The organism is Flavobacterium sp. (assembly GCF_004211145.1).
In the GTDB taxonomy this organism is placed as follows: domain Bacteria; phylum Bacteroidota; class Bacteroidia; order Flavobacteriales; family Flavobacteriaceae; genus Flavobacterium.
Window position 1 is genome coordinate 75,627 of sequence record NZ_SEBS01000008.1, and the last position, 16,148, is coordinate 91,774.

The following is a 16,148-nucleotide window of genomic DNA, read 5'->3' on the forward strand; positions in this document are numbered from 1 at the left end:
GTAACAAGAAGCTCTCCGACATTCGGAAGCTTTGAACATTTATTTTTTACCATTAAGAGCATTAAGTTCATTAAGAGTAGTACGAAAAAAACTTAACGAACTTAATGATCTCAATGGTAAACTATCGTCGCGATTGCAAACAAAAAAGCTCCCGACATTCGGAAGCTTTCAACATTTATTTTTAAACATTAAGAGCATTAAGTTCATTAAGAGCAATTAGAAAAAAAACTTAATGAACTTAATGTCTTCAATGGTCTTAATTGTAATGCTATTGTTTCACGATTTTACGCACGAACTTACCATTATCAGTCGTAACCTCAACAAAATAAACGCCCGACGCCTGGTTCGACAAATCGAGTTCCGTCCCCACAACCATTCCAAGCGTGTTGTAAACCGAAACTTTTTTCACATCGATAGTCGTGCTCAACTGCAACTTGCCGCTCGTAGGATTCGGATACAATTGAACCTGCGCAAAATCGTTGTGGTTCGCGCCGAGCAATTGCACGCTCGTACACGCCGAAAGCGATTCGCAACCGTTCGTGTTAATGATACACGCGAAATTTCCATCGGCTTCAGGTGTGAAAGTTTGAGATGTAGCACCTGAAATCGCGGCGTTTCCGTTGTCGCAATCAACCCATTGGTACGTCGTCCCTGACAAATCACGCACGGCGGTCAAGGTGTTCGATTCCAATGTGACTTCGGCTGTGAGCGCGTTGTCGTTATCGGTGATCAGGACGGGCAACGTGAATGTCGCCGATTGGGCCGGAGCGCAGATCGAATTTCCGACCGTCAATGTAACCGAGTGCGTTCCCGGGCAATCGTATTCGTGCATCGGATTCAGTTCGGTCGAGGTTTCCCCATTTCCGAAATCCCAAAGCACCGAGTCGTAGTTCTCGCTCAAATTGTTGAACGTAACGGCCGCAGATTGGGTTTCGGCATCGTAATTCGCCGTCGGCAGATACCCAAACATCGCGTTCGGAGCCAGGCACATCGGTTGGTCGAGATAGGTCACCGACGTCGGGACGAAGATGTTGAACAACTCGAAACCGTCGGCCTGCAAAACGGGAATTCCGTACTCTTTTGAGAACCATTGGTAGGAAATCGTCGTGGTCATAATCGGAATCGTGATGCCCATATAGGCGAACGATTCGGTTTTGACGAGTTTCGACTTGAGTTTCAACACGCTCGGGAACGTTCCCATCGGCGTCGTAAGCGAACCCCAACCTTGAACCGTATTCGTGCGTGTCGTCGACAAATCGTAGACGAAGTTCATCCCAAGATTGTTTAAATCCATACTCAGATGTCCGGTCGAAGTCGCGTTGTCGTTGTAGTTCATCGGGAACTGATAAATTTCATCGGGATCGTCGTAATCGATCGTCACCGGAAGCGAAATCCCCGAGACCGTCGCCGTCATTCCTCTCATCCGGTTCGCAAATCCTGAAGAATTCGCACGCGCGTGTTCCACGATGTTGCTTACGCCATAGTCTTCGAGTTCGAAACCTTCAGACAACAGGGACGCGTGCGTAAAATTGTTGTTGAACTGGTTGTTGCACGTAAAAAAGTAGAAGTGAGAAAGGCACCACGATAATTTATAGCCCGCATTGTTCGGGTTTTGCCATGCGAATTCCGATTGTGAGTTCGCATTGAGGTTCGCGTAGTTCCAATTGTGGTTCGCGCCCGTCGCGGCAAAGTTCATGACCAGGAAATTCGAGGCCTTGCTCACGGTGAACGCGTCACCGGCTTCATTAAAATCGGCTGCTTCATAAGTGATCTGGGCCGATGCTGCACAAGTCGCCAAAACGGCAACCAAAAAAGTAATTTTGTTCATAAGCGTGTTTTGATGTTGAGTTTCTTGCAATAAATTCATGTCCCAAAAAAGGGAAACCGTCGTTTCGTAGTTGGATTGGATCTTGTATTTTCTCCCGTAAAGATTTGGGGTGAAAGCGCGCGGTCAGTGGCATTCCGCTATATTGAAAATACGCATAATGAAATTCCCTGCCGAATTTATTCGATGAAAGACTTGATTTTCAGATGAATGAACATTTTTACGAAATCGATATCGATTCGCGTTGATTTATTCCGCAGCGCTCGATCAGTTTACGCGTTGATTCGATGCTTGCCTTGGCATTAGGCGAATCGTTTTTTGATCTCGTAGGTAAATCTTCGAAAATTTGAGGGCGATTCGTGTGATTTAGATCGCTCATGCAAATCGGAACTTTGCGAGATGGCGAAACGCATCTATAATCAGACGGCTTTGTTCGGCGAGCTTTACGCGTATCTCGTGGTGATTTCGCCTCCGGATTCCGTGTTGGCCGAAATCGCGAAGATCAAACGCGTGATGAACGCGATTGCCGACATCGGAGACCGAAACCTATATTCGGTCGGTCACATCACATTAACCGACAAACTAACTGACGACGACTCTTTTCCCGAAACAATCGCGAATTTGCTGAAAGGACAGACGAAATTCAGCGTCAAGCTTTCAGGCGTCGGGCAATCCAACCACAAAGACAAGAACATTATTTTGTTGCACGTCGCGGACCCTGAACCGATAATCAATTTGTCGAGGCTTTTGAAATCGCCCTCGAAATCGCCTCACGTCGCGCTCGCAAAACGGATTTCACCCGAAACTTTGGCCGCACTCCAACCCTATTTAATCAACTTGAGCTTCGAGGCCGAATGGATTTGCGAAGAAATCTTGGTACTCCGAAAACGGATGTCGCAAAAGGAAAAAGGCTTCCGTGAGCAATTTAAAATCCCGCTCATCTGAATTTGCACAATATTCAGGTGTCGGTTTCGCGTTGTGTTAAAAACCGACCGATGAACAAATTGCTACTCGTACTTTTCGCCTCGTGTGCGCTGTTTTCGAAAACCGAAAATCCAATTGCGACAAATCCCGACGACAACTCCAAAACCATCCACGTTTTCGTGGCCTTATGCGATAACAAATACCAGGGAATCGTGCCCGTTCCCGCGAAAATCGGCAATGGTCAGGACATCGACAACAATTTGTATTGGGGTTGCGGTTTCGGGATCCGGTCGTATTTCAAGAAGAGTAAACAGTGGAAATACATCGGAAAGCGCAAAAAACAGGGTGTGATACTCGAGCGCATTATCTTCAAGCATGCGACGAAAAATTATTATCTGGTCGCCGACGCTTATGATGGAAAGTACATTAAACAATGCACGATCGATTACTTGAATGCAAGTTGCGGAAAGAAACAGGACACTATTCACGTCGGGGCAAAGACCATCGGGATTTCAGGAAATTCGGACATGCTCGCCTACATCGGACATGATGGCTTGATGGATTTCGACCTTGAAAACGACTTCTCGAACACCGACAGAAAGAAACGCGACCTCATCATCCTAGCCTGCGCGAGCAAACAATATTTTACGCCCCAACTCAAAAAAGCGAACGTAAACCCGATGGTTTGGACCACGAATCTCATGTGTCCCGAAGCCTACACGTTGCACGATGCGCTCGACGGCTATGTGATCGGCGAGAAAAACGAACAAGTGCGATCCCGGGCCGCGGCTTCGTATTCGAAGTTCCAAAAATGCAGTCTGAAGGCCGCGCGCGGATTGCTTGTAACGGGCTTTTAAATCCCGAACGCCCTAAAACTAGCGGCTAACCACTCAACCGATTAACCATTCAAGCGATTCTGCACGAAATTCCTATCTTGGCACAAACCAAACACATGAATTCCTTTCCCGCCGAAATCAAGCACCCAAATTCAGCCTACATATTAGCACTTGCAAAACTTCTCGAACGCGGCGCCTATTACGGTGTTCGCGCGCTATTGACAACGCACATGGTCAAGTCGCTGTACATGAAAGAGGACGACGCGCTGCTGTTTTATTCCATAGCGCTTTCATGCGTTTACGGCACTCAGGTATTTGGCGCGCTGATCGGCGACTTGATATTGGGAAATAAATACGCCGCGATTTTTGGTGGCGCGATCATGGCCAATGGGATGATCGCACTCGCGATTCCCGGAAATTTACCCTTCTACATCGGGACGGCGCTAATCGTCTTGGGCACGGGATTTTTCACACCGAACCTGATGGCGGCGTATGTGAAATCGTACTCAGGCAGCAAAACGTTGCTCGATTCGGGTTTTACGATGTTTTACACCTGCCTGAACGTCGGCGCGTTTATCGGAACGGCCGCGCTCCTTTGGCTATCGGACATCGATCCGAGGATTTCGTTCGCCACGGCAGGAATCATGATGATTTTGGCGACTTGCATCGTTGCGATTCATCGATCGTCGTCGGTCGAAATAAAAACCGTCCCCAATTCAAAAAACGATACGAAAAACGCGTTGATCGTACTGTCGATGATCGCAATGGCAGGCATTTTTTGGTTCATCTACATGCTTTCGGGAGTCGGGAGAAACGCGATCGAGTCGAGCATTTTCCATTTAAATACCACGATGATCTACAACATATTGATGTACGTCGAGCCATTTCTCGCCATTTCGACGGGCGTGATCGCGTCGATCGTGTGGTCGTTTCTGTCGGTCGGGAAAGTCGTGAAATTTATCATCGGGTTTGCGCTGTTGGCGTTGTCCTGCATATTGTTTATAGGCTTGACGCTGGACAGCGATTATTCCGAATTTGTCTATTTCGTGGCAATCGTCGTGTTGAGCATTTCCGAAATATTGATCGCCCCTATCGTCATGTCTACCATTGCGCGTTACGGAGATCCAAAATACTTGGCGATTTTCTTCAGTCTTTCGTTCCTGCCGATGGGTGTCATCCTAGCCTTACCGATCGTAAAAAACTTTTGCGCCTCGTTCGATCCGGGCGTTTCGTTGATCGCGAGTATCATCTTATCAGGATTGACCGCCGTAGGCTTAGTGGTGTTTCTAATCGTGCGAAATCAAAAAAGAATCGTAATCGACTAAAGCCAATTGCAGTCGTTCGTCATTCATCATTCGTCATTCGTCATTCATCATTCGTCGTTCGTCGTTCGTCATTCGTCATTCGTCTTTCCTAACCCTAAATCCGATTTAAGAAAGCCGCCATTTCCTCAGGTTCCAAAACGTAATCGATTTTCACCGCGTCCAACGCGCTTTTTGGCATGAACGACATTCCCGCAGATTCGGGCGATTGTACGATCGTCACGCCGCCGGCTTCGGATATCGCCTTGAGTCCGTCGGTTCCATCGGCATTCGAACCTGAAAGCAGGACCGCGATCGCCATTTCCCCGTAAACGTCGGCCGCCGATTCGAAGATCACGTCGATGCTCGGGCGGCTGTAATTCACTTTCTCGGATGCGTCGAGCGACAGCAATCCGTTTTTTTCGAAAAGCAGGTGATAGTCTGACGGCGCGATGTACACGTTTCCGGGAACGAGTTCGACCTTGTCCTCGACCTCGCGCACTGGCAACGTCGATTTCATTGCGATCAGTTCCTCGAGTGTCGAATCGTCGGTGTTCTTCCGATGTAAAACCAGCACCACGATAAACGCCAGATCGCGCGACAATTCGGGCAGCACTTTCATGAGCACGTCCAAACTTCCGGCCGATCCGCCAACGAGCAGTATTTTGTGGCGTTTGCTCATTTTACTTTCTTCCAGATTTTGTCTTTGTTGAGTTGCTCGTATTTGCGTTGGATAGACGAGAATTTGATGTTTTCCTTCGTGCCCAATGCCAGATATCCCAAGCGCGCAAGGCTTTCATCGAACAACGATAACGCTCGGTCCTGCAAATCCTTGTCGAAATAAATGAGCACGTTTCGGCACAGGATCAGGTCGAATTCGTTGAACGAACTGTCGGACACAAGATTGTGTTGAGAGAAAACCATCTGCCCTGATAAACTTTCGCTGAATTTCGCGAGTCCGTAATTGGCCGTGTAGTAATTTGAGAAGTCCTGTTTTCCGCCCGATTCCAGATAATTTTCAGAATAATCCTTCATCATGCGCAACGGGAAAATCCCTTTTTTCGCGGCGTCCAAAACCTGCGGATTGATGTCGGTCGCATACAAAAGCGTCTTGTGCAACAGGTTCGCTTCCTTGAGCATGATCGCCATCGAATAGACTTCCTCGCCCGTCGAGCAGCCGGCGTGCCAAATCCGTAAGAACGGTTTCGGCGCCAAAGCGGGCAAGATTTCATTCCTCAATACTTTGTAGAAGAACGGATCGCGGAACATCTCGGTGACGTTGACCGTGATTTCCTCGACCATGCGCTTAAAATAACTTTCGTCGGTTCGTACTCGCGACAGGAATTCGTGGAACGACGCGAAACCGTCGAGCGGAATCAGTCGATCGATGCGCCTTTTGAACGACGCGCGCGAATACCCGCTGAAATCATAGCCGTGGTATTCGAAAATTTCGTTGATCAGCAACTCTATTTCGCGATCTTCGGTCACCATCAGACGTTGTTTAGCAATTCGAGCAGTTTATCGATGTCGACGGGTTTCGATATGTAACCGTCGGCTCCCGCGGCCAGACATTTTTCACGATCGCCGACCATCGCCTGCGCAGTCACCGCGATCACGGGAACGTCCTCGCGGTTTTCGAGTCGTTTGATCAGCGGAAGTGCTTCGTAACCGTCCATGTCGGGCATCATCATGTCGAGCAAAACGATGTCGACGGCTTTGTCGCTTTCGAGCAATGTCAAGGCTTCGCGAGCGCTTTGGCACGACAGGCATTCGAACGAACGCGAGCGTAAAACGGCTGTCAACGCGAAGATATTTCGGGAATCGTCGTCTACGATAAGGATGTTTTTCTTTTGCATGTCCATTACAATTTATCGTAAAGCCAAACGCGCAACAACGACAGCAATTGGTCGACGTCCACGGGTTTCGTTATATAATCCGACGCTCCGGCGCTGATGCATTTCTCGCGGTCGCCCGTCATCGCTTTCGCCGTCACGGCAATTACGGGAAGATTTTTTAGCTTCGAATCCTGACGGATGCGCGTCGCCGTTTCGTAACCGTCCATGTTCGGCATCATCATGTCGAGCAGCACGACATCGGTTTCAGGATTTTCCTTGAGCATGTTGAGCGCTTCTTTGCCGTCGATTGCCGTAATTACGTTCATCTTCAACGATTCGAGCGCTTTCGTAAGCGAGTAGATGTTTCGCACATCGTCGTCGACGACCAAAACGGTTTTGCCTGTCAACACGTTGTTGAGCCTGTTTATTTTGCCGTTTGCTTTCTTGCCCGACTTTTTGTCTTCTTCGACCAGATGCAGGAACAACGAAACCTCATCGAGCATTCGTTGGTACGATTGGGCGGTCTTGACCACGATCGAATCGGCGTAATGCTTGATTTTCACTTCTTCCTTTAGCGACAAACTCTTGCCCGTGAAGACGATCACGGGAAGGTTTTCGAGCCCCGGATTCGCGCGCACGCTTTCGAGCATATCATACGAATGTTTGTCGGGAATTCCCATATCGAGGATCACGCATTGCACGTCGTCCTTGAGCAAAGCGTCGACGCCATCAGAAACTTCGCTGCTTACCTGCGAATTGATTTGATGCATTTCAAGGAAATATGCCAACGCACGCGCGTGTTTCGGATTATCTTCGACGATAAGAACCTTTTGGGATTCGCGGTTCACGATGCGTTCGATGCGTTCGAAAACTTCGGGAATCTTCTCATACGCCGCAGGTTTGTCGAGGAAATTCACGGCACCTTTGAGCAGACTTTCCTGCTTCAATTTGTGGGACGACATGATGTGCACCGGAATGTGGCGCGTCAACGAATTCGTCTTCAATTCCTCCATGACTTCCCAACCGCTCTTGATCGGCAATTGGATGTCCAGGAGCACGCCGACAGGTTTGTACGCCAAAGCCAAGTTCAACGCGTGATCGCCCCGAACCGAAACGACGCCTTTGTAACCGCGCTGACGCGTGAATTCGAGCAATGACTTCGCGAAGTTCGTATCGTCTTCCACGATCAAAATCGTCTTATCGGTTTCCGAAATCGAGTCACGGTCATCGGGAATGTCATCAGGCATCGAAGCGCTTATGTATTCGGAGTTCGGCGTTGCGATGGGTTGGGCGATTTCCTTCTTGTCCTCGGTCACATAACTCGGAAGCGAAACGATCGCGGGCGCACTCGCTGAAACGGGAAGCAACAACGTGAATTCGCTTCCGTCGTTTATCTTGCTGTTCAAGCTCAAGGTTCCGCGCAGTAATTTTGAGAGTTCGCGGCTGATCGAAAGTCCGAGTCCGGTTCCTCCGTATTTGCGTTTCGTCGATCCGTCGGCCTGTTGGAATGCTTCGAATATGAGCAGTTGCTTCTCAGGCGCGATGCCGATTCCCGTGTCTTTCACGATGAATTCGACCTGTTTGTCGCTGTCCGGATGTTTTCGAACTTCGAGCGTGACCGAACCTTTGGCCGTGAATTTTATAGCGTTCGAGATCAGGTTTTTGAGGATTTGTTCGAGACGCATCTTGTCGGTCTTGATGATCAACGGCGCATCGGTCGTGACGATCTCGAATGCGATTTTCTTTTCCTTGGCGACCTCGGCGAAGAGTCCGCGCAGGTTTTCAGTGATTTCCTTGATCGAAACCTCGGTGAATTCGAGTTCCATTTTCCCGGCCTCGATTTTCGACAAGTCGAGGATTTCGTCGATCAGGCCGAGCAATCCGTTTCCGGAACTGTTGATCACGCGCGCGAATTCCATTTGTTCGCCTGAAAGATTCTTGTCGTTGTTCTCGCTCAGCAATCGGCTCAACAACAAAATCGAATTCAACGGCGTGCGCAATTCGTGCGACATATTCGCCAAAAATTCGGATTTGTAGCGCGTCGTACGCTCGAGATCCTCGGATTTTTTCTGGATTTCAGTATTGCGTTCCTCGAGAAGCACGCTGCGTTCGGCAAGTTCCTCGTTGGTTTGCTGGAGTTCTTCCTGTTGTACTTTTAGTTCTTCTTCCGACGCCTGCAACTTTTCAGTCTGGGCTTCGAGTTCGGCGTTCATGCCTTCGAGTTCGGTGTGTTGCGCGCGAAGTTCCTCAGATTGCGTTTGGGTTTCCTCAAGCAATTCCTGGACACGCGTGCGGTTCTGGGCGGCCTTGATCGCGATTCCGATGTTGTTCGACACCGACGATACGAATTCGAGTTCGCGTTCCGAATATTGGCGAACCGACGCGAGTTCTATCGCACCTTCAACGGCATTGTCGATCAGCGGCAACGCGACGATATGCAAAGGTTTCATTTCACCCAACGCAAACGAAATCTTGACGCTTTCAGACGTTTCGGCCTTGATCTCAAGCATTTTGCCCGACGAAACCGATTGGCCAACTAAACCTTGCCCGACCTGAAGCCTTTCACGTTTTTGATCGCTAATGTAATTGTATCCCGCTGTTGCGAACAATTCGTCGCCTTGGATCAAATAAATCACGCCGGCGTTACTCGACGTATATTCCGACATGAATTCGATGACGTCTTTCGCCAATTGCTGAGGCGTTTTTTCACCGAGCATCACGTTATTCAAATTTGCGACTCCGGTTTGCAGCCATTCCTTGTCAGACAAGGCCGTAAACGATTCGTCAAGCCCGAGCGCCATGGCATTGAGCGACACCGAAACGCTCCCGAGTGCGTCGGCAGTCGTATCGTCGACGCGGATCTTGTAATTCCCTTTGGCGATTTGGGTCGCGATGTTGCTGATCACGCGGATGCGTTCGGCGATCTCGGCTTCTTTTTCCTGTAGTTGTTTGTGAAGGCGCGTTCGTTCGTTATAATCGTTGAGGATCCGGACGAAGAAAAGCCCGCTCAAAGCCAACGAGATCAAAGCGGCCGCGATGATCAGGAACAAACTGTATCCCGAATATTTGGAGGTGCGCTCGAGCCTGATCTTTAGCAGTCGTTGCTCTTCGTCTTCCATTTTCTTGAGCAACGGGCGCATGTCGTCCATAAGTTGTTTGCCTGTGCCCAATTGCTGCAGATACGGTTCGCCCCGCATTTTTTCCTGGACGCGCGATTGCAGGTAAAGGAAAAACTTGAGTTTTATCGGGGTCAATTCGCGCAACGCATCCTGTTGTTTTGGATTGTCGGCCGTTAAGCTCTTGATTTTTACGAAATACGACTCGGCCTTTGCGTCGGCGTTGTTGTAATCGGTCAGGTACGATTCATTGCCCGTCAGCAAATAGCCGCGCATACTGGTTTGCGCGTTCAGGATTACCGATCGGCCTTCATTGATGTTGTAGATGACATCCTGGGTATGGTTGACCTGTTTGTTGCTTTCGAGCAGGTTTTGGATGCTGTAGTACGAAGCGATCGAACTGACTAACAGCAACAGCATCGATCCGCCGAAACTCAACAATAAATTTCTCTTAAACGTATTCTTCATTTGCACTGTAAACGTTGTTTTGTTTGGTTATACTGGTAAAATGATTATGAAACTCGCACCTTCGTTGGGCGTACTTCGAGCCGTGATCAAGCCATTGTGGCGTTCGACGATTTTCTTCGCGATCGCAAGCCCGATGCCCGTTCCGTCGTAACTCTGGCGGTCGTGCAAACTTTGGAAAATCACGAAAATCTTGTCGAGGTAGATTTCTTCGAACCCGATGCCGTTGTCGGTCACCGTAATCCTGTAAAAATTCCCGTCCTTGCTTGGTTGACCGTTGAATTCCTTGGTTGCGATGCGTTCGCAGTTCACATGGATTACGGGCGAAACGTCGGATTTCGAAAATTTGAGCGCGTTGCCGAGCAGATTCTGGAACAATTGACGCAACTGGCCCTGGATGCCATTCATCTTGGGCATTTCGCCTACATGGATAACAGCTTCTTTTTGTTCGACGAGGTATTCAAGATCGGCCAAGACTTCTGAAATCACGTCCTCAAGATCCAGATCTTCGGTCATCGCGGTCGCCGACAATCGCGAATAATCGAGCAGGTCGTTGATCAGGTTGGTCATCCTTCCCGCCGAACCGATCGTGCGCTGCATATAATCGAGCGCCTTGGGATCATCGTGCATATAACGGTCACGGATAATCTTGATGAACGTTTCAATTTTGCGCAGCGGTTCCTTCAAGTCGTGCGAAACGACCCAGGCATATTGCTGCAATTCGTGGTTGCGCATCTCGAGTTCGTCATTTTTGGCGACGAGTTCCGATGTTCTTTCGGCTACTTTTTCCTCCAGGCTTTCATTGGCGATCGTGAGTTCCATTTGGGCCGACTTCCGGATTTCGACTTCGCGCGCGAGCAAATCGCTCAAATTCCTGAGTTCTTGCTTTTGTTCGTAAAGTTTGAGGAAGGTTTTGACCTTTAGGATCAACAGATCGGGATCGACGGGTTTCGTGATGTAGTCGACCGCGCCGCTTTCATAACCTTTTGTGATGTATTTCTTTTCCTTGCTGATAGCCGACAGGAAGATCACGGGAATTTCCTTCGTTCGCTTGCTTCCTGAAAGCGTTTCCACGACCTCGAATCCATCCATGCCGGGCATTTGCACGTCCATGATGATGAGTGAATAATCGGTTTTAAGGATTTTGAGAAGTGCTTCTTCGCCCGATTCGGCCGAATCGACCCGCAAATCATGCATCTCAAGTATTTTACGCAGCGGAAGGATGTTTTCCTTCTTGTCATCGACAATCAAAATCATGTGGACAAAGTATTTTTGTTGACGACGGATTTTGAAAATTCAGGATCTGAGTGATTTGTTTTATCGGAATGGCTCATATAGTACTGCTACAATCGGTAAATTTCCTTAACAAGTTCCGATAAAATGTTACACGATTCACACATCTTAAAAAAAATTTCAACAACAGTTTGCAAAATCGATTTCTACGTGTACATTTGCATCCGCTCAGGTCGATTAGCTCAGCTGGTTCAGAGCACCACGTCGACAACGTGGGGGTCACTGGTTCGAACCCAGTATCGACCACAAAAAAGCGCAGCCATAACGGTTGCGCTTTTGTTTTTATATCCTTCATTGTCAGTGTTAAGGAAACTATCTCAAACACAGAGATTTTAAACATTAAGAACATTAAGCTCAATAAGAGCATTAAGTTTTCTCGCATTGAATCTCCATTCCGCAACTACAAATAGCAAAAAATACGTCTCTCAATAAACTTAATGCCCTTAATGCTCTTAATGGTAAAAAAAAATCCGCCAAGGAAAAACCTCAACGAAACCTCAAGTTTTCTGCATTTATTTATTCCAAAATACTACAAATAGCTAAAATGTTTATTCTGCGCTTTGCATCAAATTATCAAAACACGGAGATTTTAAACATTTAGTTCATTAAGAGCATTACGTTTTTTCGCGTTGACTTTTCTATCCGAAGCTAACATCAGCAAAAAATCCCATACGTCTCTCAATAAACTTAATGCCCTTAATGCTCTTAATGGTAAAAAAAAAATCGCCTAGAAAAACCTCAACAAAGCCTCAAGTTTCCTCTCATTTCTTTATTCCAAAACTGCTACAAATAGCTAAAATGTTGCTTCTACGCTTTGCATCGGATTATCAAAACATAGAATTTTAAACATTAAGAGCATTAAGAGCATTACGTTTTCGCGCGATTAGTGTTAACTCCGAAGCAAACAACAGCAAAAAATCCATTTACATTTCTCATTAAACTCAATGCTCTTAACGGCAAAAAAAAATCCGCCAAGGAAAAACCTCAACGGACTTTAAATTATAAAAACAACCGTTTACATGTTCCTACGATACTGTCCGCCAACCTCAAACAACGCGCTCGTAATCTGCCCCAAAGAACAAACCTTCGCCGTTTCCATCAATTGCTCAAAAATGTTTTTGTTTTGGATCGCGGCTTCCTGCACGGTTGCGATCAATTCGTCTTCCTTGCCCGCATTCGCTTTGTGCAGATTGTCGAGCATGTTGATCTGATATTGTTTTTCTTCTTCGGTCGCGCGGATGACTTCCATCGGAACAACCGTAGGCGAACCTTTCGAGCTTAAAAACGTGTTCACGCCGATGATCGGGAATTCGCCATTGTGCTTGAGCGTTTCGTAATACAACGATTCTTCCTGGATTTTCGAACGTTGGTACATGGTTTCCATCGCGCCCAGCACGCCGCCGCGTTCCGTGATTCGGTCAAATTCCTGCAACACGGCATCCTCTACCAGATCAGTCAATTCCTCGATGATGAACGAACCTTGGATCGGGTTTTCGTTCTTGGCGAGACCGAGTTCTTTGTTGATGATCAGTTGGATCGCCATCGCGCGACGCACCGATTCTTCGGTCGGAGTCGTGATCGCTTCGTCGTAAGCATTCGTGTGCAACGAGTTACAATTGTCGTAAATCGCGTACAAAGCCTGCAATGTGGTTCGGATGTCGTTGAAGTCGATTTCCTGGGCATGCAACGATCTTCCCGACGTTTGGATATGGTATTTCAACATCTGCGCGCGTTCGTTCGCCCCATATTTGTTTTTCATCGCTTTCGCCCAGATCCTTCTTGCGACGCGTCCGATCACGGCATATTCGGGATCAATGCCGTTCGAGAAGAAGAACGACAAATTCGGGCCGAAATCATTGATGTTCATGCCGCGGCTCAAATAATATTCGACGTATGTGAAACCGTTCGAGAGCGTGAACGCCAATTGTGTGATCGGGTTCGCTCCTGCTTCGGCGATATGGTAACCTGAAATCGAAACCGAATAGAAATTTCGGACGTTGTTCGTGATGAAATATTCCTGGACGTCGCCCATCATTCGGAGCGCAAATTCCGTCGAGAAAATACACGTATTTTGTGCTTGGTCTTCTTTTAAGATGTCGGCTTGAACCGTTCCGCGAACCTGCGTTAACGTAAGTTCCTTTATTTGTTGGTAGACATCGTTCGGCAAAACCTCATCGCCCGTGACGCCGAGCAACATCAAACCGAGTCCGTCGTTTCCTTCGGGCAGATCGCCTTGATATTTGGGGCGTTCGGTTCCGCGGAGTTTATAGATTTCGTTGATCTTGTTTTCAACCGAATCCTGAAGGTTTTGTTCGCGAATGTATTTCTCGCAATTCTGGTCGATGGCCGCATTCATGAAAAACGCGAGCAACATCGGCGCCGGACCGTTTATCGTCATCGAGACCGACGTGAGCGGATGGCTCAGATCGAATCCCGAATACAGTTTTTTCGCATCGTCGAGACAACAGATCGAAACACCGGCATTCCCGATCTTTCCGTAAATGTCAGGTCGCACGTGCGGATCGTTTCCATATAAAGTCACCGAATCGAAAGCCGTCGACAATCGCTTTGCAGGCATTCCTTTCGAAACGTAATGGAAACGCTTGTTGGTTCTTTCCGGTCCGCCTTCCCCGGCAAACATGCGCGACGGATCCTCGCCTTCGCGTTTGAACGGATACAATCCTGACGTGAACGGAAATTCTCCCGGAACGTTTTCCTGTAAACACCAACGCAAAATATCGCCCCAAGCCTCGTATTTCGGCAAGGCGACTTTTGGGATTTGCGTATGCGAAAGCGATTCGGTATGCGTCTGGATGCGGATTTCCTTGTCGCGCACCTTGAATGAATACACGGGATTTTTATATTTCGTGACCTTTTGTTGCCAGTTCAAAACGATTTCCCAGTTGTAGGGATCGAGGTCCATTTTGACGCGGTCGAATTCGGCTAAAAGTAGTTTTAGGAATTCGTTATTTTTATTGTCGTTGTTATTGTTATTGTTTATTGGGTCTGAGTCGAGACCGAATTTTGTCAGCGCAAGTTCGACTCCGCTTACCGACGAAATCGTCTTGTAGATTCCGAAAAGCGTTTGCGCGACTTTTTGCTGCGAGTTCGCGGTCGCGTCGTACTTGCGGTTGTTCTCTGAAATTTCCGACAGGTAACGCGTCCTGCTCGGCGGAATGACGTAGATTTTCTCGCTCATTTCTTTCGAAATCGCAAAAGTCGACTGTAACCCTGACAGGGTCTTTTCTAAAACCTTGTCCATCACCGCTTTATACAACGTATTCATACCCGGATCGTTGAATTGGCTCGCAATCGTCCCGAAAACCGGCAACGTATCCAGATCGGCGTCCCACAATTGGTGGTTGCGCTGGAACTGTTTTTTGACGTCGCGCAACGCATCGAGAGCGCCTCGTTTGTCGAATTTGTTGATCGCGACGAGATCGGCGAAATCAAGCATGTCGATTTTCTCGAGTTGGGTCGCGGCTCCGAATTCAGGCGTCATAACGTAAAGTGAAACATCGGAATGATCCATGATTTCCGTATCCGACTGTCCGATTCCCGACGTTTCAAGAATGATCAAATCGTATTTCGCGGCCTTTAGGACATCAATCGCGTCGGCCACGTATTTCGACAACGCCAAATTTGACTGACGTGTCGCGAGTGAACGCATGTAAACGCGCGGATTATTGATCGCGTTCATTCGGATGCGATCGCCCAAAAGCGCGCCTCCGGTTTTGCGTTTCGACGGGTCGACTGAAATCAATCCAATCGTTTTTTCAGGGAAATCAATCAAAAATCGTCTCACCAATTCATCGACCAAAGACGATTTTCCTGCGCCTCCGGTTCCCGTGATTCCCAAAACAGGTGTCGTTGAACTTTCGTTTTTCTTGCGGATTTCGTTCATTGTCGGCATCGCGACATCGGGAAAATTCTCGGCCGATGAAATCACTCTCGCGATCGCCGGAGCGAATTTTTCCTCCAAATGTTTCGCTTCACCGTTCAATGAATCGCCCACGGGATAATCGGAACGCTTGACCAGATCGTTGATCATGCCTTGCAATCCCATGGCGCGGCCGTCGTCGGGCGAATAAATCCTTTCGATGCCGTATTCGTGCAATTCAGAAATTTCCGATGGCAAGATCACGCCGCCTCCGCCTCCGAAAATCTTGATATGGCCCGCGCCTTTTTCATGGAGCAGGTCGTGCATATATTTAAAGTATTCGTTGTGTCCGCCTTGGTAGGACGTCATCGCGATCGCATTCGCATCCTCTTGGATCGCGGTGTTCACGACTTCTTCGACGCTTCGGTCATGACCTAAATGAATCACTTCGACGCCTGTAGACTGGATGATTCGCCTCATGATGTTGATCGCGGCATCGTGCCCGTCAAACAACGACGCAGCGGTTACTATTCTTACTTTATTGACAGGAATGTACGGTTTTGCTTGTTCCATTTTTAAGGAGATGGGAATATTTGGGGTGCAATTTACGAAAACGATAACTTTAAATGAACAATTGACAATTGATAATTGATAATTGACAGTGGTTTAGAGA

General features: G+C 48.0%; 10 protein-coding genes and 1 tRNA gene. 4 read left to right on the forward strand and 7 right to left on the reverse strand.

Features of this window, described 5'->3' with window-relative positions; genetic code table 11:
* Positions 1-268: 268 nt before the first annotated feature.
* Complete coding sequence (locus tag EOO50_RS05665) at positions 269-1,828, reverse strand: T9SS type A sorting domain-containing protein (RefSeq protein ID WP_290838549.1); 1,560 nt, start codon at positions 1,826-1,828, stop codon at positions 269-271.
* A 396-nt stretch (positions 1,829-2,224) separates the two neighbouring features.
* Between EOO50_RS05665 and EOO50_RS05670 the strand changes: the two genes are divergently transcribed.
* The 3 genes from EOO50_RS05670 (at position 2,225) to EOO50_RS05680 (ending at position 4,910) form a co-directional block, all read left to right on the forward strand.
* Positions 2,225-2,770, forward strand: a complete 546-nt coding sequence (locus EOO50_RS05670) for a 2'-5' RNA ligase family protein (RefSeq protein WP_290838551.1) — start codon at positions 2,225-2,227, stop codon at positions 2,768-2,770.
* A 50-nt stretch (positions 2,771-2,820) separates the two neighbouring features.
* The gene (locus tag EOO50_RS05675) at positions 2,821-3,606 is read left to right on the forward strand and encodes a hypothetical protein (RefSeq protein ID WP_290838552.1); all 786 of its coding nucleotides are present in this window, start codon (positions 2,821-2,823) and stop codon (positions 3,604-3,606) included.
* Between the two features lie 95 nt (positions 3,607-3,701).
* A complete protein-coding gene (locus tag EOO50_RS05680) occupies positions 3,702-4,910 on the forward strand; it encodes an MFS transporter (RefSeq protein ID WP_290838553.1) in 1,209 nt (402 codons plus the stop codon).
* Positions 4,911-5,004: 94 nt separating this feature from the next.
* On the opposite strand, the gene EOO50_RS05685 is transcribed toward EOO50_RS05680, so the two are convergent.
* The 5 genes from EOO50_RS05685 to EOO50_RS05705 are packed head-to-tail and all read right to left on the reverse strand — an operon-like array spanning position 5,005 to position 11,559.
* Entirely contained in the window at positions 5,005-5,568 is a 564-nt protein-coding gene (locus EOO50_RS05685) for a chemotaxis protein CheB (RefSeq protein WP_290838554.1), read from the reverse strand.
* Positions 5,565-6,377, reverse strand: a complete 813-nt coding sequence (locus EOO50_RS05690) for a protein-glutamate O-methyltransferase CheR (protein WP_363331719.1) — start codon at positions 6,375-6,377, stop codon at positions 5,565-5,567. The genes EOO50_RS05685 and EOO50_RS05690 overlap by 4 nt, the downstream gene beginning before the upstream one ends.
* Positions 6,377-6,742 carry a response regulator gene (locus EOO50_RS05695; protein ID WP_290838556.1) on the reverse strand — a complete coding sequence of 122 codons (366 nt, stop codon included), beginning with the start codon at positions 6,740-6,742 and terminating at the stop codon, positions 6,377-6,379. The genes EOO50_RS05690 and EOO50_RS05695 overlap by 1 nt, the downstream gene beginning before the upstream one ends.
* Before the next feature lie 5 nt (positions 6,743-6,747).
* Positions 6,748-10,305: a response regulator gene (locus tag EOO50_RS05700; protein WP_290838557.1), complete on the reverse strand. Its 3,558-nt coding sequence runs from the start codon at positions 10,303-10,305 to the stop codon at positions 6,748-6,750.
* Positions 10,306-10,332: 27 nt separating this feature from the next.
* On the reverse strand, positions 10,333-11,559 hold the full coding sequence (locus EOO50_RS05705; protein ID WP_290838558.1) for a response regulator: 1,227 nt from the start codon (positions 11,557-11,559) through the stop codon (positions 10,333-10,335).
* A gap of 207 nt (positions 11,560-11,766) precedes the next feature.
* Between EOO50_RS05705 and EOO50_RS05710 the strand changes: the two genes are divergently transcribed.
* Positions 11,767-11,841, forward strand: a tRNA-Val gene (locus EOO50_RS05710).
* Positions 11,842-12,610: 769 nt separating this feature from the next.
* On the opposite strand, the gene EOO50_RS05715 is transcribed toward EOO50_RS05710, so the two are convergent.
* Entirely contained in the window at positions 12,611-16,048 is a 3,438-nt protein-coding gene (locus tag EOO50_RS05715) for a methylmalonyl-CoA mutase family protein (RefSeq protein WP_290838560.1), read from the reverse strand.
* Between the last annotated feature and the right edge of the window lie 100 nt (positions 16,049-16,148).